The 19233-nt window shown below is 38.5% G+C and carries 19 protein-coding genes; 2 read left to right on the top strand and 17 right to left on the bottom strand.

Annotated elements, in window-relative coordinates; genetic code table 11:
• Positions 1-428: 428 nt before the first annotated feature.
• From J7E38_RS07590 to J7E38_RS07510, 17 genes are all read right to left on the bottom strand, one after another.
• Positions 429-3428 (bottom strand): methyltransferase domain-containing protein, encoded by a 3000-nt coding sequence (locus J7E38_RS07590; RefSeq protein WP_214706263.1) that lies wholly within the window; start codon positions 3426-3428, stop codon positions 429-431.
• 83 nt (positions 3429-3511) lie between these two features.
• The gene (locus J7E38_RS07585; protein WP_214706262.1) at positions 3512-5089 is read right to left on the bottom strand and encodes a glycosyltransferase; all 1578 of its coding nucleotides are present in this window, start codon (positions 5087-5089) and stop codon (positions 3512-3514) included.
• A gap of 100 nt (positions 5090-5189) precedes the next feature.
• Complete coding sequence (hag, locus tag J7E38_RS07580; protein WP_214706261.1) at positions 5190-6053, bottom strand: flagellin Hag; 864 nt, start codon at positions 6051-6053, stop codon at positions 5190-5192.
• Between the two features lie 139 nt (positions 6054-6192).
• Positions 6193-6411, bottom strand: a complete 219-nt coding sequence (gene csrA / locus J7E38_RS07575; protein ID WP_214706260.1) for a carbon storage regulator CsrA — start codon at positions 6409-6411, stop codon at positions 6193-6195.
• Positions 6412-6417: 6 nt separating this feature from the next.
• Positions 6418-6852, bottom strand: coding sequence for a flagellar assembly protein FliW (fliW, locus tag J7E38_RS07570; protein ID WP_214706259.1), 435 nt, complete (start codon positions 6850-6852; stop codon positions 6418-6420).
• Positions 6853-6866: 14 nt separating this feature from the next.
• Positions 6867-7457 (bottom strand): DUF6470 family protein, encoded by a 591-nt coding sequence (locus tag J7E38_RS07565; RefSeq protein ID WP_214706258.1) that lies wholly within the window; start codon positions 7455-7457, stop codon positions 6867-6869.
• 45 nt (positions 7458-7502) lie between these two features.
• Positions 7503-8393, bottom strand: a complete 891-nt coding sequence (gene flgL, locus J7E38_RS07560) for a flagellar hook-associated protein FlgL (protein WP_214706256.1) — start codon at positions 8391-8393, stop codon at positions 7503-7505.
• 10 nt (positions 8394-8403) lie between these two features.
• Entirely contained in the window at positions 8404-9951 is a 1548-nt protein-coding gene (gene flgK, locus J7E38_RS07555; RefSeq protein ID WP_214706254.1) for a flagellar hook-associated protein FlgK, read from the bottom strand.
• A gap of 18 nt (positions 9952-9969) precedes the next feature.
• Positions 9970-10440 (bottom strand): flagellar protein FlgN, encoded by a 471-nt coding sequence (locus J7E38_RS07550; RefSeq protein ID WP_214706252.1) that lies wholly within the window; start codon positions 10438-10440, stop codon positions 9970-9972.
• A gap of 57 nt (positions 10441-10497) precedes the next feature.
• Positions 10498-10767, bottom strand: a complete 270-nt coding sequence (gene flgM / locus J7E38_RS07545) for a flagellar biosynthesis anti-sigma factor FlgM (protein WP_214706250.1) — start codon at positions 10765-10767, stop codon at positions 10498-10500.
• 78 nt (positions 10768-10845) lie between these two features.
• A complete protein-coding gene (locus J7E38_RS07540; protein WP_214706248.1) occupies positions 10846-11247 on the bottom strand; it encodes a TIGR03826 family flagellar region protein in 402 nt (133 codons plus the stop codon).
• Between the two features lie 28 nt (positions 11248-11275).
• Entirely contained in the window at positions 11276-11977 is a 702-nt protein-coding gene (locus J7E38_RS07535) for a ComFC family protein (protein WP_214706246.1), read from the bottom strand.
• On the bottom strand, positions 11974-13320 hold the full coding sequence (locus tag J7E38_RS07530) for an ATP-dependent helicase ComFA (protein ID WP_214706583.1): 1347 nt from the start codon (positions 13318-13320) through the stop codon (positions 11974-11976). The genes J7E38_RS07535 and J7E38_RS07530 overlap by 4 nt, the downstream gene beginning before the upstream one ends.
• A 393-nt stretch (positions 13321-13713) precedes the next feature.
• A complete protein-coding gene (locus J7E38_RS07525; RefSeq protein ID WP_214706244.1) occupies positions 13714-14553 on the bottom strand; it encodes a DegV family protein in 840 nt (279 codons plus the stop codon).
• Between the two features lie 272 nt (positions 14554-14825).
• Positions 14826-14987, bottom strand: coding sequence for a sporulation histidine kinase inhibitor Sda (gene sda, locus J7E38_RS07520; protein WP_214706243.1), 162 nt, complete (start codon positions 14985-14987; stop codon positions 14826-14828).
• 151 nt (positions 14988-15138) lie between these two features.
• A complete protein-coding gene (locus J7E38_RS07515; protein ID WP_214706242.1) occupies positions 15139-15822 on the bottom strand; it encodes a response regulator in 684 nt (227 codons plus the stop codon).
• A gap of 70 nt (positions 15823-15892) precedes the next feature.
• Positions 15893-17035 (bottom strand): sensor histidine kinase, encoded by a 1143-nt coding sequence (locus J7E38_RS07510; protein ID WP_214706241.1) that lies wholly within the window; start codon positions 17033-17035, stop codon positions 15893-15895.
• A gap of 396 nt (positions 17036-17431) precedes the next feature.
• On the opposite strand from J7E38_RS07510, the gene J7E38_RS07505 reads away from it, so the two are divergent.
• Entirely contained in the window at positions 17432-18064 is a 633-nt protein-coding gene (locus tag J7E38_RS07505) for a YigZ family protein (RefSeq protein WP_214706240.1), read from the top strand.
• A 101-nt stretch (positions 18065-18165) separates the two neighbouring features.
• A complete protein-coding gene (locus tag J7E38_RS07500; RefSeq protein ID WP_214706239.1) occupies positions 18166-19227 on the top strand; it encodes an LCP family protein in 1062 nt (353 codons plus the stop codon).
• The last annotated feature ends 6 nt before the right edge of the window (positions 19228-19233 follow it).

Below are 19233 nucleotides of genomic sequence, written 5' to 3'. Positions count from 1 at the left end.
TAATATATCGGATAAAGGAACTAAAACTTTAAGTCTTTGACTTATATAATATTTGGTTATTCATTCTTTCTGAAAAATTAATAGGGCAATTTTACAAATCACTATCGATATTTTAACTGTCAACGAAAAAGAGGCTTTTGTGTATAATGCTGGAAAATTGGTAAGAGGATGGTGAAACCGACATCTAAATAAATATGGGTATTAAATAATACGAAGAATTAGTGGGGAAACAAAATAATATATTTAATTAAGTATTAAACATTCGAATTTAAACTAAACAACCAGTCCTAATGTAATTTTCGACAACTGGTTGTTTAGTTTTGGGACCTGTCTCAAAAACATTAATTATTTAATGATATTATTTTTGCAAATTTTACTTTCCATAAATACATTAAATACCATATTACGCAGTTTTTCGGTTCCTGATATTAAATTTCATCTAATAACTGTAGTAATTCTTGGCAAATACCTGGCCAGCTAAAATGTGAGTATGCATAATCTTGAATACCTATACATTTTTCTTTTAAAATAATGTCATTGCAATTTTCAATTAACATTCGAGCTAATTGCTCTATATTATCTATTTCAAAAATATCACCATATTTTTTATTATTTGTAATATCCCAAGCCGGAAAAATATCAGAAGATATAATATAGCAGCCATTCTTTGCAGCTTCTGCTAAGACTAAACCAAAGCTTTCAAATCGCGATGTTAACACAAAGACCTTTGCTTTTCTATATTCTTCCTCCAACAAATCTTTTTCCACTATATTTCCGGTTATTATTATTTTTTCCTGCAACTCAGGGTTTAAAATAAAAAATCTTTGAAGGTAAGAAATAAATTGTTCTTCAACCTGCCCGACAACTTTTAATTTCCAATTAGGCATTTTGGGAGAAGCGATTCTAAAGGCTTCCAATAATATTTCGTTTGCCTTTTGCACTAAACCAATTCTTCCAACTGTGCATATGAAATTTTCTTTTTCTTCATATTGAATCTTTAAGGGCTCTTCATGGGCAAGGCTATCAAAATCTTCAAAGAATCCATTTGGTATATATTCGATTCTAAGAGGCCATTCTTTATTCAAACCATAATGTCTTAAAGGCCATACTTCATTTAAATATTTATACATCCCTTTAGTTTCGACACTAATTACATCACATAGTCCTAATATATTTATAACTTCCTCATTTATCATAGAGTTCATAAATCTACTGTCTGCATCAAGTTTTAGATATACTTTCCCCACAGGATTTATAGCCTTATATGTTTGAATCCAAACTAAACTTCTTGTTTCTAAATGAAATAGATGAAGTATATCAATATTTAGGGCATTATTAAGTAAATATAACTTTCCATCTTCCAATGTATTCCCTGTTTTAGAGATAAAATCTATATTTAATCCACGTACTTCTTTTTCTAGATAAGGATAATCTCCGTTTTCATAGCAAGCAATTGTGGAATTAAAATCATGCTTTTTATATAAAGTATATCCAATCATACCAACATCTTTTGTAAGATGTACATTTTCTGTTTCAGGAAATAAAGTTACAAAGTTTTTTCTTCCAGCTTTATAATACGGTAATTCTTTAGCATTTTTAATTTCCGTTGCCTGATCTAATAAATAGGAATCACAATTCTCCATATTATTATTTAAAAATTCAACTTTATTTTTAGTGTCTAGTTCTAATAATTCTTTGTAAAGTGAGATAAACTCAGGGTCCTTTTCTTGAACGGAATCAAAATATTGCTTGGCTAGTTCAAATTCTCCTATACTTTTCAAGACAAAAATTAGATTATATATTGTATCAGAATCATCCGGTCTAAGTTCAAGAGCTCTTTGCAAATACGGAATAACCTCATCTATGGAAGCTTTTCCATAGTTTCTGATTGCAAGATAATTTAAAACTCCTATCTTATCTTCAACATGTAAACAAACACCCGTAATTACTTCTTCTGTACTGAAGCCTTCTAATTCGTTTAAATTTAATTCTAAATCTTCGTCTAAGTGGTGGATGAGATTTGTTTCTAAAGTATTTAATATATTAATCAATTTAGTTTTTTTATCACTTTTAACAGCTTTGACGATATATTGATATGCATTGTATTGCCCTTCTAATGATGAATCACTTATCTTAGTTAAAAGTTGAATAAAAGCTTCATCATCCGTAGTTTTCCCAACAGTTGAAGCACCAAATTCAATACCTGAATAATTTGCATCCAAAAGCATTTTCTTTATTTCATTTAAAGTAAAGAATCTAATGTGTGTTTTATCAAGTAACCCAGCATCTGTATATGTCCAGTTACCTTTAATAACCTTTTGCAGCAAACTGAAATGCATAACATTAGGAATACTTATCAGTACTTTACCATCTTCTTTTAAATATTTCCGAATATTTTTCATGACTGCCCATGGATCGTATAGATGTTCTAATACATCAGCTAAAATAATGTAATCAAAAAAACCCTTAGGATAGTCCATTTCTCTTTCTGCATCTTGTGCTTTAACATTAGCAAATTGGTTAGCTATAGCTGAGGCATTTTCGTTAAATTCGATTCCATATAAGTTTGCGTTTTTATACGAATTCTTGATCTTTAATAAAGTACCCCCACAGGCACAACCAATTTCAAGTACATTTATCGCTGCATCTTTTGAACTATCAATGAGCTCAACAATTTCATTTCTAATATAGGTAGAATACGTAGAATTAAATCCCCATTTGGTTTCAAATTTATCCTCATTCATTTTAAGTACTTGGTGGTATTTTTCTATGTCTTCTTTAAATGATGTTCCTCCATAATGGTGTATAAAAGTATCTTTACAGAGTATTAATTTATATCCTGCTTTTTGTATCCTAAAGGAGTAGTCATCATCTTCAAAATTCCCGGGGGAAAATATTTCATCTAGTAGTCCAACTTCTTCAATTACCGATTTCTTAATTAACATACAAAAACCAATAAGTTTTAGTCTTTGCTCCCATTTCTCTGCGTCTAATTGATTAAATCCTTTTGCAAATTGATGCATTTCTTCCATTGAAGAATATTCAACTGGGACCATTGTATAGTAAGCAGCAGAATTAGTAACAGGTCCTACAGCACCAATTGAATCACTACTATATAAACATGACTTTAAGTTCTTCAACCAATTTTCTGTAACAACTACATCATTGTTAAGAAGTAAGATATCATCACCACTTGCAACCTTAATTCCTTGGTTACATCCTGTTGGAAATCCTAAATTTTTATCATTGAAGATTGTAGTTAAGTCTGATTGTTTTTTCAACCAACTAACTGTCCCATCGGTGGATGCATTATCAACAATGATTATTTGATATGTACCTTCATCCGAATATCTTCTTATACTTTCAATACATTGTTTTGTATATTCTAATTTATTATGAGTTAAAATTATAATACTCGTTTTGAACATCGCTTATTTATACCCCTCGTGAAAACATTTATGATTTTTTCCGGTAAATGTTATATATCTCTTTTTAATACTTGTTATGTCGTTTAAGATGCAAACAATTCGTGTTTCCCGTGTATTTCCGCGTTCTTTATAATAAGTGATAGTAATTCTTCTTCAAAACTTGACAAATCATTAGTTTTTTCAAGGAACAATAAATTTAATAAGTTATTAATTGGCTCAGAAAATTTCAAACCAAAAAGTATATTTTTATACAAATCATCTTTTGTCTCCAAAGCAATTAGTATTAAGTCTACAACTTGAAATATACCTTGAGATAATATAAGGCTGATTTCCTCTATATTATTAGTTATAAAAAACTCTAAAATGTCATCTTTATTATCATCTAAGAAAAGATTTTTTAGTATTAATGCTTTTTCAACTTCTATGGCGAGTGGTGTTTTACTAATCAAAGATCTTGTTAGTTTTTGAACATGTTTATTTGGTATCATCAGCAAGATTTTAATTAATCTTAAGGGATTCATTGTGTTTCTTTTCAAACAATTATTGTTTATAAAATTTGTTAGTTCATCCATCGTTGAGTGCTTTGCTAATAAATTTATTAACTTCACCCAAACAAGATCATCTGATTCATTTATAGAAATAGTTTTTGAGTAGTGATGAACAGCTAAATGTAAATTGTTCTCCTTTTCATATAATTCTCCAAGATATCTATGCGGTAAATACTCTAAGTAATCCATACTCGAATCAGCAATTAGTTTATTTTTCTTTAACAATATGTCCTCAAATATATTAATTGTTTCCTTTATCTTCCCTTGGTTAAATAAGATTTTCCCTTTCAAGAATTTAAAATCAACTAGATTCTCAAAAACCTCTTCACTAGCATCTATAATTTCCATTGCTTCTGTATCTCTATTTGCAATATGTAAGCAGTTAACAAGTCTAACTAGCAATTTTTTTACCCAGTCAATATTAATATTTTCTTTTAATTGGTAGCCTTTTTTATAATAATTAATAGCTTTTTCTAAATTTCCTATTTGATAATATTCGTTACCGAGAAAGTAATAATCAATAGGCTCTTTAACTTTCTTCTTGATTAATAATGAAAGATTTCTTTTAGATTTTTGTTTTTCTTTAATTACATTTTCCATATACCCAGAATGAAAAATCTGAAGTTGGGCAAATCCCCTTTTTTCATGTGCCTCTTTGTGTTTTAACATCTCATGGATAGGCCTGTAATAGAAAATTATCCCATTATTTAGATATATCCTCTCATGATAATTGAGAACAGTATCTTTACCATTAGCCCCAACAAAATTCACTATTTGTACTGCAAGTATGTTGGAATCTACTGGATTTTCCTTTAAATTAGTTTTAAATTTCAAAAAACTATCGCGATCTACATATTCATCCGCATCAATTACAAAAATCCATTCTCCTGACGCCCTCGATGCAGCAAAATTCCGTGCCTTGGAGAAATCTTCATCCCATTTATAATCGTACACCATATCTGTATACTTTAACGCAATTTCTTTGGTTCTATCTACGGAACCCGTATCTGCAATAATTATTTCATCTGCTATGCCGTTCACTGATTCAAGGCATCTACTAAGTACCTTCTCTTCGTCCTTCACTATCAAACATACTGATAAAAATGGTTTCATTTATGACACTCCTTAGATGCATTTATTTAAAAAAAGGCCGTATAAAAAATACGACCTTTTTTTAAATATCCTATCTCCAAGAAGGAGATAGGAATTTTTTTTAACGTAATAATTGCAAAACGCCTTGAGGTTGTTGATTTGCCTGAGCAAGCATAGCTTGAGCAGCTTGAGAAAGGATAGAGTTCTTTGTTTGATTCATCATTTCTTTAGCCATATCAACATCTCTTACACGAGATTCAGCAGCTGTAAGATTTTCAGAAGATGTGTTTAAGTTGTTAATTGTGTGCTCTAAGCGGTTTTGGTTAGCCCCTAATTTAGCACGCTCATCAGAAACTCTTTGGATAGCTGAATCAATAACTGTAATTGCAGAAGTAGCTGCAGTTGCTGCAGTAGAGATATCAATACCAGAAGTAACTGATGCAGCAGCGGCTGAAGTTGCTGCAGAACCAGATGCTACACCTAGAGAGAATGCATCCATAGCACTAATGCCAAGGGCAAGAGTTTGACCTTCGTTTGCACCAATTTGGAAACTTAAGCTAGAAGCACCTTGACCATTTAATAATTTCTTTGTATTGAACTCTGTTTGATTTCCAATACGTGTAATTTCTTTAGTTAATTCATTGACTTCGTTTTGAAGAGCTGTTCTATCGTTACTTGTATTAGTATCATTTGAAGATTGAACAGCTAATTCGCGCATACGCTGTAAAATATCATGAGTCTCATTCAATGCACCTTCAGCAGTTTGAATCAAAGAAATTGCATCCTGTGAGTTACGTGATGCTTGATCTAACCCACGAATTTGCCCACGCATTTTTTCTGAGATTGCTAAACCAGCTGCATCATCTCCAGCACGATTGATACGAAGACCTGAAGCTAATTTTTCCATTGATTTTGATTGTGCACCAGTTGCATTGTTTAATTGACGGTAAGTGTTAAGAGCAGCAATATTGTGATTGATTCTCATTTTTTGTTTCCTCCTTGAATTTGTTGTTCACATCCTTGTGAACAAAAAGGGTATTTGTCTGAGTCAATAAGGTCGGCCGCCCTTATTTTCTCTTACAATAGTTTTATCGTCGTGTATTTAAAATTGTTTAATATTGTTTTTAATTTTTTTTCATGAATTTTAATAGAAAAGTAATATCTTGTGAGGCTTCCTGATTTTCTGTTTTGATTTGTTCAAGGATTTCACTTCGGAAGACCTCAATATTCTTTGGTGCATTAATACCTATTTTGACTTGGTCATTTTTGGCTGAGACGATAGTGATTTCGATGTCATCGCCGATTTTGATACTTTCGCCGTTTTTCCTTGTGAGTACAAGCATGTTTGGTCACCCCTTCACTTCTGCTTTTTCAAATATTGGGTGTTTAGTCTTATATTGTTCATTGTGTAGGACGACCTGCTTTGCCTTGCGGTTTTTCAGGTTAATGATAATTGGAGCCTGCAGGTTTGCGGTTGTTTTTTCGAATGGATCCTGTACAGTCAGGATTGAGTAGACTGTAACATCTTTTTCACTTTCTAAGCTCAATTCCTCTACCGCCCCTTCCTCCAGCTGAAAATCATACTCTTTCATAAAATGAAAAGGATTCGTCAGTACAAACGCCAATCCTGGAGTCGACACTGATTGGAGGACATAATAGAATTCATCATCAGACAATGGCAGCAACGCAAATTGTTTCTCCTCCACAAAACCCGGTATTCCTTTTTCAAAAGTCAAAATCTCATTAATTTCCACTTCACCATGGTACATCGTGTTTATTTTCATTTTAGAACCCTTCCTTAAATAGATTGTTCATAATTAATTCCGACATGCTTTAGATTGGCAAAATCTATTTTCAACGATGGATGCTGCTTCAAGCTAACTTCGGCTTTGCCTGCCGTATAACTAATTATCGGTTTGTTGATTCGACTCTCAATCACCGGTCGGTTTGTGTTCCAGGTAATTTCAACTTTGCCAGGGTCATATTCTAATTTCACACTACCCGAGGAAGGAATCCAGCCAATATTAAAATCAAGCAACGGGGACTCACTGTTCCGTTTTGCCTGATCTGCAATTGGATGGCCGCCATTCTCGATCATCATCAGCTCATCTCCATCCTGGGTAACCCGCGCAAGACCCGCGAGCCAATCTTGATAACCCTGCTGTGCCGCCTCTTCAATACGGCGGGATATATGCTTTAAATCCATATCAGCACGAGCTTCAGTCTGGTCAATCGTCAGTCTTGCTGGCCTGCGGTCAATATTTAGTTTGGCTGCGGGCTGCTGGATACTTAATTCCGCTTTGGGCTGCTCCATTTCCAGCCGTGATTGCATGGTACGGATTTCTGTCTGGCCAAAAGTTGATTGCAAACGTATTTGAGGAAATTCCATCACTCATCCCTCCTAGAAAAAAAAGCTATTCCCAATGAGAATAGCTTATCTTAAAAAGTCTAATAGTGTCGGCTGCAGAATTCGAGCTCCGACTCCAAGTGCTGCACGGTGGACGCTTTCCTGTGTCTTTAAATCGGTGATGACCCTTTCTATATCCGCGTCTTCATTATCTGACAGTACACGGTTGGCCATTATTTCTTGCTGAGCTATTCGATCATCAATCATTTCAAGACGATTGTATCGTGCACCCAACTCAGATCGTTCGGCTGAAAGCTTGTCCATTGATCCATCCAAGCGTCCAAGCAAACCTTCTAGTTCGGCTGTGTTGTCACTCTCCAATGCTGTCTGGATACCTTGGACAACATCAAAAAGTTCCTGATTGAAGACGCCATTTGGATTGACATTCGCCCTTAACGAAACTCCACGTGAGATTTCCACTTTGTACGAGTTAATATCAGGGTCAGCAAGGTTCGCCGCGACCTTTGGCGGATTCGCAGTCGGTACCGGCGGATGATCCGTATCTGTCCCATGGAAAATATAACGGCCGGATACCTGTGTGTTGGCGACCTGCACCATATCACCCTTTATTTGTTCTACCTCACGGGCAATAGCCTCACGGTCAGTAGGACTCAATGAACCTGTTTTCCCCTGAATAACCAGCTCACGAACCCGCTGCAAACCATTATTGGCTTGCTCGATTCCTGCCTCTGAGTTTTCCATCCACAAATAGAGTTCTGAAAGGTTCCGCTTATACTGCTCAACTTCCGTCAATCCTGATCGATAAAACATCCCTTTCATCGCAACGACAGGGTCATCAGAGGGCTTTGTAATTTTTTTTCCCGTAGACAGCTGGTCCTGGTACTGACCCATCCGACGATAGCTTTCACTTAGATTCCTTAATGAATTGGAAGAAAGCATTGATTGTGTTATGCGCATTTCATTTCACCTATCTTCCTGCAGTTCCCATGCCGTTGATGATTTTATCTAGCATTTCGTCCTGGAGGGTGATCATCCGGGCTGATGCATTGTAGGCATGCTGAAACTGGATCATATTTGTCATTTCTTCGTCTAAAGATACTGAGCTGACTGACTTCCGGCGATTTTCCACGGATTCTCTCAGTGAGCCACTATTTTGAGTAAGCCGAACAGCTTCTTGCGATTTAACAGCCATGCCGCCGATTACGCCTTCGTAGTAATTACGGAAGTTTGCTTGTTCGTTGTCGCCGGCGTAATCAAATTTTTCATTAATGATATTTGCAAGCTTTAAGATATTAGAAGAATCCCCGATTGTTGCATTCACAATATCTGCTCCATCTGCAGTTGCGATGTTATCAAGGCTCTGATTAATTGCATCCGCCAGCTGAATCCTGCTTGCGAATCCTTTACGTTGGAGGTCAGCATTCTCTGAATCAGCAAAGAATGAATTACCAGCCTTTGTCTGATTGGCAATGTCATTTGGGCTCATTCCGTCTTTGTGTACGTTGTTAAACTCTATTGCAAAGGTATAGGCAAGGTTATCCAACTCTGTCATCATATTAGGATAGACACCAGTCACTTTTCCGTTTTCCTCATAGCCATATGAATCTATTAAGGCTTTAAGCTTTCCAGTTGATTTTAGTTCAGTAAAATCAAACTTTGAACTGCCAATAGAAACGGTCTTAACTGCTTCATCTGCACCATCAAAGTTTACAGTCACATTGTTATTACGGTCTCCACTTACAAGAATGCCCAGCTCTTTACCACTGTCACTAACCATCTTAATGACTGCCTGTCCATCCGCCATTTTAAGTGAGCCGCCACCTGAGTTTGTGTAATCAACTTTAATATTTACTATGGAAGCTAATTGGTCAATCAGTCGGTCGCGCTCATCATATAAGTCATTAGGCAAATAACCATGTGGTTCTACATCAGCAATCTGGCCATTGATCTTACTAATCTGGTAAGTTAACGAATTGATCTCTTTTTCCGTAACAGAGATTTCATTCTTCAAATCTCGCTGAATTGAAGAAAGTGAATTTTGTAGATAATTGAACGTCTCTGCAACCGCAATCCCACGCTGACGTACTACCGAACGAGCACCTGGATTGGTCGGGTTTACAGCTAAATCCTGCAATGACTGCCAAAACTGGTCCATTGTCTTCGCAAGACCTGATTCGGAAGGCTCATTCAATACTTCTTCGAGTTTAGTATAAGCCTCTGCCCTAGTTTCCCAGTATCCCAGCTTATTATTCTCGCCACGGTACTGGACATCAAGGAAACTTTCCCGCACACGTTGGATCGAACCAGCTTTTACCCCAGTACCAACTTGCCCAGGAATCTGAGGGCGGTTAAGTGAAGCGTTTGGATACGGCTCTGTCTGCTCAAAATTAATCCGCTGGCGTGTGTAGCCCGGAGTATTGGCATTCGATATATTATGTCCTGTTGTATGCAAAGCGCTCTGCTGCGTGAACATTCCGCGGCGCGCTGTTTCTAATCCCATAAAGGTTGAACGCATGTTTCGTTCCTCCAAATATTATGCTTTTGAGTTGAACATTCCCGGCGATTGACCAGGCTTTGCTTTTTTGCCAGCTGGCGGTCCATAATTAATCTCTTTTTCTTGAGGCATTACAAGGCTCTTGGAAAAATTGATGAATTGCAGTGATTGATGAATCAGCTGCTGATTCAGTTCGTTCCGCGCCTTGATTTCTGTAATGACATCTAATAAATCTTCTTTTTTTTGTAAAAGCTGCTCTTTTCCTGCAGGATTTGCCTCAGCTATTTCCTGTAAAGATGCATTCGGTAAAATCGTATTTGATACAGCGGCCCGTTCTTGCTCCAGCTTATTGATTGCTGCCATATGGGCCTGTTCATCCTTCAAAAGCTGGTCGAGGGCAGCCGTATCTCCTTTTTTCACGATGTCGGTCTTTTTTACCGTCAATTCGTAAAGGCTTTTATGTACCTTGTGTAATTTATTCATGATGCTAATCAGTGATTCAACAGACATGGACTGCCCTCCTTATTAGGCATAAAGAAACACTCGTCTGTGAGACGAGTATATTTCTTATTTATTACGATAGAAATTGATGATGCTTTTGGCAGTCTCTTTTGAATCCAGTTTATATGTGCCGTTCTCCACCTGGATTTTTAATTCCTCAACCTTTTGCTTGCGTTCCACTGATACCTGGGAAAGCTGCTGCATTTCCTTGGCAGTTGAAGAAATCTCGACTTTATCAGCCTTTTTGTTTTGGGCAGCTGCGGCTGCATCCAGTTTGTTCATTTGGCGTTTATATGGATTGATCCCGGATGGGCCAAAATTATTATTTATCTTCATCGTCTAAACCTCTCTTTCAGAACGATTTCTACCTTTATTATCGGCAATGGTCCGCTGATATTTAATGATTCTTTTCACCTAATCTCGATGTGTGAAAAAAGTCGCGCGTTTTGCTAGTTCTTTCTTCCGTTGTTCTTCATATTCAACAGTTTTCAAATCCGCCTTTAAACCGCTTGCGCAGGTTGCACAGAGCCTGCCTTCACGTATAATACTTCCACATTTGTCACATGGGTAACCGAAGTTTGGGAATTGAGTCAGCTGGAATTTGCCGGCTTTAATAAATTTTAAAATTAACTCTTCAGAAACGCCTGTTGCTTCTACAACTTGCAAGATCGTTGCCGCTCTATTTTCACGTTTTCTCATGAACTTGGAAACTAAATCATAAGCTTGTTCTTCTTCTTTCCAGCATTTTTCACATACATCACGAAATTTATTTTTCACATAAAGTGAATCGCATTTTGGGCAATTTTGAAGGTCCACTGTCCTTCCTCCTTCAATCATATCTCATCTAGCGTGCCAAAGTGAATGAATACACCTTTGCCGCTCCGTTGTCTTTTAATATTTTAGCCGCATGTCTCAGCGTTGAGCCTGTAGTATATATATCGTCAATGAGCAAAATTGTTTTACTGTTAAGATTTAGTTCTGTTTCCAATTTGAAGACCTGTTGTAGATGGATTCTTTCTGGACGGGATTTTTTTGACTGTTTTTCAGTGTGGATTCTTGAGAGCAGGTGGATTGGGTTAAAGCCAGCAGTGGTGATTAGAGCTTCAGCTTGATTGAAGCCTCTTTCGAAAAGTCGTTCTTCACTGAGAGGAATGGGAACAATATAATCATATTGAAAATCTTGCAAAGCCTGCCGGAGATCTGCAGCAAATACACTGACCAGAATATAGTCTCCGCGGAATTTAAATTTAGCGATTACGTTTTTTATATAATCGGTATAGCGGTACAGTGACCGGTTCTGATCAAGAGTTCCACTCCAATTCCCATCCTCCTCCCAGCGCCTGCAATCCAGGCACATATTCTCCGAACGATATTCCGATTCCAAAAAGGCAAATGGCCTGCCGCAAATTTCGCACACTTCACCAGTTATCGCAGCAAGGTTTCCCTTGCACTCTCCACAAATATTAGGACTCTCTTTTTTACCAAAAAGGGATTGCCACGATAATACTGGTTCCATTTCTGCATGGCATAATAAACAATGATTCATACATCAATCAGTCCCTTCTCGATCCCTTCCTTGTTCATCATCACAATTTGCCTGCGGGCACTTAGCATTGCTTCTGTTTTCCCATAATGAAAAAATGTTACAGCACCTGTGGGATATTCCGCACTCCTCCCTGCCCGGCCGGCAATCTGGACAAGGGCACTCTCGGTAAAAACCCTGTCCTCCGAGCCGATGACGGCAACATCGATATTGGGTATGGTAACACCTCGCTCTAAAATCGTTGTCGTCAGCAAGATTGTGATTTCTTTGTTGCGGAGTTTCATTACTTTTTCTTTTCTGTCGGGGTCTTCAGCATGGACGGATTCAATACGAGGATTCAGTTTGCGAAGGATGAGGAGAATCTTGTCCATAACGGCTATTTTCGGAGCGAAGATCAATGCCTGCTTCCCACTGGCCAGCCTGGATTCCACCCATTTTTTTATCGGAGAGGACAGCTTTCCTTTTTTCAGCTGTTTCTCCCAATTTCCTGACCAGACAAACTCGGGTAACGGCAAAGGTTGTCGATGGAAGCGGGCAGCAATCGTGATGCAGTTTCTTTTGCCCGTTCGGCATTCTTTTTGCCACTGGGTGTTGGGTGTTGCCGTTAAGTAAATTAAGGAGGATTCATGCTTCCTTGATTGCTGGACGGCATATTGGAGGGTTTCATCGATAGAATAGGGAAAGGCGTCAACTTCATCGACAATCATGACATCAAACGCTTTGTAAAAACGGAGCAGCTGATGCGTGGTAGCAATGGTGAGCTGGGCATATTCATGGCGGTCTTCACTGCCCCCATAAAGAGCGGCAACCTTTATTTCCGGAAACACTTTTTGCAGTCGGGGTGCCAGTTCCAAGACTACATCGGTCCTTGGCGTAGCCACACAAACTCGCTTGCCTGTGGATAAAGCATTTGCTATGCCGGCGAATAGTACTTCTGTTTTGCCCGCTCCCGCTACTGCCCAGACAAGGAGCTCGCTTGAGTTTTCCACAGCATCCGCCACACTTTTGGAAGCAACATCTTGACCTTCTGATAATTGACCATCCCAAACAAGTGGTTTATCCACAACTTCAAGTTTCGGGTCTGGCCCTGCCCAGCTGATTAGAGGTGTACACTCGCTAATCCTCCCCATCATCAAGCACTTTCGGCAATAGAATTCTACTTTTCCACACCTGGCACAGGGGAACTCCGCAAACCAGGATGGATCAGTTGTGCCGCATCTTGTACAAGACAGCTCTTTACGATTAAAACCCTTTCGATATACTATATATCCATGTTCATGGTGATACTGGAGTTCCTCTGTTGTACAAGGCAGTTCATCAGTCAACAACTGTTTACCTATGAGCATTTTTTGCAACTGAGGATTGTATTGGAAAGGGCGGTATATGGATAACGCAGGATTGTGGGTAATTGGAGGAGTGAATGTCCATTCATCAACAGACTTTTTGGTGTTGGGGATTATTTTCTCTTCTTTTATCAAAGTTAATCACAACCTTTTGTGGATTAATATGTGGATAATAGCAATTTCCTGTGGGTAATGTGGGTTAATTTGTTGGTAACTCTATGTTTTTATAGATGTGAGCGTTTTTCGTTGTGGGTAATTGCAATTGAGGAGTAAATGTACTGTTGGTAAGTGGGGCATTTTGTTGATAACTACCATTGTTATGTGGATAATGAATAAAAGCGCCACCTCCTATTACGGAAATGGCGCTTTGACAGTGTTGTAATAACTTTTCCGTGTTTACTTCTTATACCAGCCCATCCCCATGGCGCCTTCACCAAGATGGGTTCCAATGACCGGACCGAAGTAGCTTAATAGGAATTCGACATTCGGGAACTGGGCCTCGAGCTCGCTTTTCCATTCAAGCGCTTCTTCCTCACGATTGGCATGGATCACAGCCGCGCGGTATTCACCCCCGCTGTTCGCGTCTTCTGCAAGCATTTCGACGACACGGTTCATCGCCTTTTTACGGGTACGGACCTTTTCGAATGGAACGATCTTTTTATCTTCAAAATGCAGCAGCGGTTTTACCTGCAGGAGGCTTCCAATCAATGCCTGGGCACTGGACAACCGGCCGCCGCGCTGAAGATGGCTTAAATCATCCACAATAAAATAAGCACGGATTGACTCTTTCATCTTATTCATTCGCTCGATGATTTTCTCAGGTTCAATACCTTGTTCTGCCAGCTCAGCGGCTTCCAGAGCATAAAACCCCTGCACCATCGCACTTATTTCAGAATCAAAAGTATATACTTCAATACCTTCAACCATCTCACCTGCACTCACTGCGCCTTGATAGGTTCCACTGATCCCACTGGATAAATGGATACTGATGACTGAATCGTAGTCTTTGGCCAATTTCTCAAAAAGCTCGATGAACTCGCCAATAGGCGGCATGGACGTAGTCGGTAACTCACGCTGCTTGACTTCCTCGTAAAACTCCTCAGCATTGATGTCTATTTCTTCTCTATATGTCTCATGATCGAATATCACGCTTAACGGAATCATGTGGATATCCCATTTCTCCCGTAACTCCTTTGGGATGTAAGCAGTACTATCCGTAACAACGGCCGTTTTCATTATTATATTACCATCCTTATGTTTTTCTCTACAGTATGTACAATCCCATTTTATATGAACTTCCTTTAAATTGCATTCTTTCGGGAAAAGTATTTTGATAAAGAAATTAGTAACTGAAAAGAGAATCCGGCAGCGATGATTCTTGATTCCTTTCCCGATTACGAATCCCCTTTTAGTAGAACTATCTAAGACCTTTATAAATAAACTTTTAGGTTAACCGGTGATTAGTGCAATAAAAAAACACTGGCAATCGCTTGCGCAGTGTCACATCATTAAGAAACGTATTCAATTTCTAAGCTCTCTATTCCTCGGTTATCGATTTCTTCTATTAGCATTTCAATAAAATTTTCATCTAAGTTTAATAGAGTAGCCTTTTGGTAAGCTTCTATTAACTTTTCATCTGTCAGTTCCCATAGTGAAGATATTTTGACCACCCCTTCGCTTTACTGTTCCTTAATTATATCGGATATTATTAAGTTTTTGTAAATCTCTGGTGGTTTTTTTGTCGTATTTTTCCAACATTAAACTGCACCAATCGACAAAAAACCACATCTGTCGATTCGACAAACGTGGTTTCCTTAAAGATTATCTTACCTCTACCCAGCCATTCTTAATCGCTACGACTACAGCCTGGGTACGGTCGTTAACATTCATTTTCTGCAGAATATTACTTACATGGTTCTTTACTGTCTTTTCACTGATAAAAAGTGCTTCCCCAATGCCCCTATTGCTCTTACCATCTGCAAGAAGCTGAAGGACTTCACATTCACGGCGAGTCAGCAAATGTAACGGGCGGCGAATTTCAACCTGAGATATGTATTTGTCTGTACTACCTTCATCAGCTGACAGTCGACGATATTCTTTTACCAGGTTGTGAGTCACTCTTGGGTGCAGATAGGATCCGCCATCGGCAACTACTTTGACTGCCTCCACTAAAGCATCAGCGTCCATTTCCTTCAGAAGGTACCCAGTCGCTCCAGTTTTAAGAGCATGCGTGACATAATTCTCATCATCATGAATCGATAAAATAATGACTTTAGAATCAGGATACTCCTCTATCAATTCAGCTGTTGCCTCAACACCATTTCTGTTAGGCATATTAATATCCATAATAATGACATCTGGCTGGTACTGTTCTACTAATGCAACAGCTTCACTGCCGTCATCGCCTTCAGCGACTACTTCAAACGTTGGTTCGAAATCCAGGATCCTTTTTACCCCTTCTCTGAAAAGTTGATGGTCGTCAATAATGACAATCTTTGTTGTCATAGCATTCGCCTCCCTTATGGCTTCTGTCTCTATTTTTCTCTTTATTGGCAGATCAGCTGCCTCTATCTTTTTATAAGTTCATCGGAACCTGGATAATGACCAGTGTCCCAGTGCCAATTTTTGAATGGATGGATAGCTCACCTTCCAAAAGCTCGACTCTTTCCCTGATTCCAAGAAGACCAAATGACTCTGGTTTCTTTTCATTAATGTCAAAGCCTTTGCCATCATCCTTTATGACTGCCATTACGTGATCTCTCTTTATCTCCAGCTTCACCTGAATCAAGGTTGCTTGCGCATGCTTCAACGCATTTTGGACCGATTCCTGGATCATCCGGAATAGTGCTACTTCATACTTAGAAGGCAGCCTTTTATCCTCACCGATATTAGTGAATTCAATTCTGGTAGTCTTATGATACTCTTCGATTGTCTGCAAATACTTTTTGAGGGTAGGAACTAATCCCAGATCGTCAAGAGCCATTGGCCGCAAATCATAGATGATTCTCCTGACCTCATATAGAGCTGATCGAACCATCTTTTTCATGCTCTTAATCTCGCGAATGGCCTCGTCTGCTCCACGCTCTTTGTAAACCCTCTCAATCAAATCGGAACGCATCATCACGTTAGCCATCATCTGGGCAGGCCCATCGTGAATTTCACGGGAAAGCCGTTTACGCTCATCCTCTTGGGCCTCAATAATCTTAAGACCAAAATCCTGCTTTTCCTTGGCAGATTCAAGCGCTTGGCCCATTTGGCGAATATCACTCATCATGTAGTTCATGACAACTGATATTTGGGATACAAGGTGCTCTGCTCGTTCAATCGTCTCATTCAGACCAACAAGCCTTCGTTCCAAATCATCCCGCTTTTCACGCAGCTGCTTTTCTAATTGCCTGTTCATTGTAAGGTCCATTTGGAGCTTGTGGGCTACTTCATACGCCTCGCGAACCTGCACTTCGGAATAGTCCTTAAAATGCTTGCTTACTTCCGAAAGTCGCAGCCTCGCTCGTCTTACCTGGGCATCCAGCTTGTCGCCATCATTAATGATTTGTGCGACCTTCCTCTTAATCTCTTTTAATTCGTTGGTGATAGACTCATAATCCGTCCGGCACTGTTCAGCGATCCGGAAGATCTCGTCTTTGCTGTCCCCAACGGTTTCGATCATTTTTTCCAAAATCAGATCGAGGGCTTTCGTGTCGAATTTTTTAATCGCCATGTAAACTCCCCCAAGGGCGGCACTAATGATATTTTAACTTGAAAACTAATTTGTTACTAATTTTCAACAAGAAAATCATGCCAATTTTGTTGAAAATCGATACAAAGACATAGATTTGATTTTTAATCCTAAGTCTTATATCCTATTATTTTAGGAGCTAAACTCCAAAATTAAAATTAAAACATTTTTCCAAAAACAAATTATAGCTTGTCAGACCACTAACTATTATACCATTCGTACCCATTTACAGTATTAAAGTTATATTACAATCATAAGACACCATTGTTCCTCGATTGCCGTCAACTTATAATGAATTGTAGCACTAAGTACCCGTGTCGAACATAAAAACGATGTCGATTATAGGGTTGGGAAATTTTCGAGAGAGGTGAGCCAGATTTGCTTGCTAGTTACTATACGGTAAAAGGTTACGGAGAACATGAAATCGAGATTCAAAGGTCTCGGTTCATCGCATATATTCAAAGAGCAGAAACAGAAGTAGAAGCCCAAGAGTTCATCCAGAAAATCAAAAAACAGAACTGGAATGCCAACCATAATTGCTCGGCTTATATAATTGGCGAAAATGATCAAATCCAAAAAGCTAATGATGACGGTGAGCCTAGCGGGACTGCTGGTGTGCCGATCCTTGAGGTTCTGAAAAAGAAACATTTAAAGGACACAGTTGTTGTTATAACCCGTTATTTTGGCGGAATTAAGTTGGGCGCGGGCGGTCTGATACGCGCTTACGGGAAATCAACGTCCGAGGGACTGGCAGCGACGGGTATAGTGGAAAGAAAGCTTATGAGAATTATGCACACGACCATCGCCTACACTTTACTTGGAAAAGTGGAAAACGAACTTCGCTCCTCTGTTTATCAACTGAAGGAAATTCATTACTTGGATAAAGTTGGAATCGAAGCTTACGTAGAAGAGGACCAGACTGAAGCATTCAAAGAGTGGATGGTCGAGATGACTAATGGCCAAGCCAATATAAGGTCTGGGGAAGTAATCTACATGGAACAGGATGTCTGACAAAAAATTCAATTTACGAACCAGCTAAAAGGTTGTAAAATGGAGGTTGGGCAATTTTAATCTTTACAATAAATTAACATTATAATAAAGGAGATTAATATATGGCTTCACTTAGGAGCAATAATAATTTTCATAAAAAGCGTTTAAGAAGGAAAAGAGTGATTCGATGGGTCTTACTGCCACTCATGCTTATATCACTTAGCTTCATAACATACGGCGCATTCTTATTTAATAAAGCTGAGTCGGTAATGGAAGAGTCCTACAACCCAATTGATCGTGAAGGAAAAAGAGCAGTAAACCCGTTCGATGAAAATTTTTCTGTATTATTCATTGGAGTAGATGACAGTAACAAACGTCAATTTGAAGGAAGCTCACGGACTGATGCTTTAATGCTTGCTACATTCAACCAGGAAGACAAATCAATTAAACTATTAAGTATCCCAAGAGACTCATACGTCCATATTCCTGAAAAGAACATTTATACAAAGATTAATCACGCACATGCATACGGTGGCGTAGAGCTTACATTGGAAACAGTAGAAGAATTACTTGATGTTCCTGTTGATTATTATGTAAAAATGAATTTCGATGCATTTATCGATGTAATTGATGCGCTGAATGGAATTGAAGTGAATGTACCTTACACGTTCACGGAGCAAGATTCTAAAGACCGCGCTGGTGCAATCACTTTAAATGAGGGTCTCCAGACTCTTGATGGCGAAGAAGCCCTTGCTTTAGCCCGCACGAGAAAACTCGATAACGACATCGAACGCGGAAAAAGACAACAGGAAATCATCAAGGCGATTATCCAAAAAGCTGTATCTGTGAAGTCAATTGGTAAGTATACCGATGTCATGGAAGCAGTCGGTAAAAACTTGACAACTGACTTAAGATTCGATCAAATGAAATCTTTCATTGAATATGCGACAGCAGGAAGCAACCTGAATACAGAGACATTAAATCTTGCTGGGTCAGATTCTAGAATTGATGGAATTTATTATTACCAGCTTGACGAAATAGCATTAGCGGAAACAATAGCAACATTGCAATTGCATCTCAACATTAGCTCTGATAATTCTGCTGCGACTACTACAGATACAACTAGCGACAATATGACAACAGAGCAAAATACTGACAGTAATGGCCAAACGATAACCCCTTAAATATAA

This window comes from Bacillus sp. ISL-35, from assembly GCF_018613355.1.
Taxonomy (GTDB): Bacteria; Bacillota; Bacilli; order Bacillales; family Cytobacillaceae; genus Mesobacillus.
This window is presented reverse-complemented; position numbering and strand designations above follow the sequence as displayed.

Coding starts and splice junctions, on each gene's coding strand:
- J7E38_RS07525 (WP_214706244.1), bottom strand. CDS start 14,553: ATGAAAACGGCCGTTGTTACGGATAGTACTGCTTACATCCCAAAGGAG.
- J7E38_RS07535 (WP_214706246.1), bottom strand. CDS start 11,977: ATGAATCATTGTTTATTATGCCATGCAGAAATGGAACCAGTATTATCG.
- flgK (WP_214706254.1), bottom strand. CDS start 9,951: ATGCGTTCAACCTTTATGGGATTAGAAACAGCGCGCCGCGGAATGTTC.
- J7E38_RS07515 (WP_214706242.1), bottom strand. CDS start 15,822: ATGACAACAAAGATTGTCATTATTGACGACCATCAACTTTTCAGAGAA.
- J7E38_RS07510 (WP_214706241.1), bottom strand. CDS start 17,035: ATGGCGATTAAAAAATTCGACACGAAAGCCCTCGATCTGATTTTGGAA.
- J7E38_RS07500 (WP_214706239.1), top strand. CDS start 18,166: ATGGCTTCACTTAGGAGCAATAATAATTTTCATAAAAAGCGTTTAAGA.
- J7E38_RS07550 (WP_214706252.1), bottom strand. CDS start 10,440: ATGTCTGTTGAATCACTGATTAGCATCATGAATAAATTACACAAGGTA.
- J7E38_RS07565 (WP_214706258.1), bottom strand. CDS start 7,457: ATGGAATTTCCTCAAATACGTTTGCAATCAACTTTTGGCCAGACAGAA.
- hag (WP_214706261.1), bottom strand. CDS start 6,053: ATGAGAATCAATCACAATATTGCTGCTCTTAACACTTACCGTCAATTA.
- flgL (WP_214706256.1), bottom strand. CDS start 8,393: ATGCGCATAACACAATCAATGCTTTCTTCCAATTCATTAAGGAATCTA.
- csrA (WP_214706260.1), bottom strand. CDS start 6,411: ATGCTTGTACTCACAAGGAAAAACGGCGAAAGTATCAAAATCGGCGAT.
- flgM (WP_214706250.1), bottom strand. CDS start 10,767: ATGAAGATAAATAATAATTTTGGCCCATCCGGGATCAATCCATATAAA.
- J7E38_RS07530 (WP_214706583.1), bottom strand. CDS start 13,320: ATGCTCATAGGTAAACAGTTGTTGACTGATGAACTGCCTTGTACAACA.
- J7E38_RS07585 (WP_214706262.1), bottom strand. CDS start 5,089: ATGAAACCATTTTTATCAGTATGTTTGATAGTGAAGGACGAAGAGAAG.
- fliW (WP_214706259.1), bottom strand. CDS start 6,852: ATGAAAATAAACACGATGTACCATGGTGAAGTGGAAATTAATGAGATT.
- J7E38_RS07590 (WP_214706263.1), bottom strand. CDS start 3,428: ATGTTCAAAACGAGTATTATAATTTTAACTCATAATAAATTAGAATAT.